The organism is Pseudomonadota bacterium, assembly GCA_010028905.1.
Classification (GTDB): domain Bacteria; phylum Vulcanimicrobiota; class Xenobia; order RGZZ01; family RGZZ01; genus RGZZ01.
The window spans coordinates 1-1,139 of the sequence record RGZZ01000896.1; the positions used below are offsets into that span (position 1 = coordinate 1).

General features: G+C 68.7%; 1 protein-coding gene and 1 pseudogene. Both read left to right on the top strand.

What is annotated here, in order from left to right; translation table 11 throughout:
* Window positions 1-178 precede the first annotated feature (178 nt).
* A pseudogene (locus tag EB084_26195) lies at window positions 179-538 on the top strand (ankyrin repeat domain-containing protein).
* A gap of 243 nt (window positions 539-781) precedes the next feature.
* Window positions 782-1,139 (top strand): hypothetical protein (locus tag EB084_26200; protein NDD31755.1); only part of this gene is annotated, 358 nt, incomplete at its 3' end.

Here is a 1,139-nt window from a genome sequence, read left to right on the forward strand (position 1 = left end):
ACCCCTCGGCCGGCCTGCGATGCCACGTCATCGTCGATCGTGAGCTCACAGGCACGCTGCGACTCGTCTCACGTCAGCACACGCACTCGCGCGCTGTCATGGGCACTGCGATACCACGTCAGCACGCGCACACGCGCGCTGTCATGGTCACATCGAATTAAGACGAAACGCTTGCGCGATGGCGTCCCACGACAAAGAGATTGAGGCCGAGCTCACCGACGCGCTCACGTGCATCTCAACGGGCGAGAAGGACGTCAACGACGCCGACGAAGATGGCTCGACAACGCTGCATCTCGCCGCCGAGGTCGGCCATGATGAAGTCGTCGAGCTCTTGCTCAATGCCAGAGCCGATGTTCATCTCATGGATGCCGACGGCGCGTCGCCGCTGATCCTCGCTTGCCAAGGGGGCCACGCGCGGTGCGTGAAGGCCTTGCTCGCCGCGCGCGCCAATCCACTCGCAGACTTCAACGGATCATCCGCTCTCACCGAAGCGCAGCTCAGTGGCTCACGCGAGTGCATGGCATTATTGGTGCAAGCCATGCACAAGAGCGCGAGGCTGGCGGCGGTGGCGATGCCAGAGATGTCGACCGCGTCCGTCCAGATGCCCGCACCGCTGTCCGACCCCGCGGCACCGGCGCTGCCCGAGCCCGTTCCGGAGCCCGCACCGCCGCCCGTGCCACCCCCCGCCGCGGCGCCGCGAGAGCCCGGGAGCCCCGGCGGACGAGCGCGCCGGGTGTGGTGGAGATCTTCAGCCCCCGAGGACCTGCAGCTGCGTGCACGCATGCACTCAGTGCGCCTCGGCTGGCTCCGTCGGATGCAGCGCGAGCCGCCACGCTGCGTCTGGGTCTCGACTGATGCGCCGCAGCGCACGTCGGCTATGTGGTGGCGTCGTGGAGGGCATCACTCGTCGGCCCTCGTGCAGCGTGCCTGCGTGCCCATGCGGAGTGCGATCGTGGACGTTGAGGCGCTGAGCGGGGGCTGGGCAGCCGCCCTCTCGGACGCGGGCCGCCTCTTCACCATCGACACCGTCGGCGCGTCGACAGGTCCCTGGTCGGACGCCAACGAGCAGCCAGCGGCGGACGGCGACGCGGACGACGACGACGAGGACGAAGGCCGCCGTTGGTTGCGCGCCTCACCCT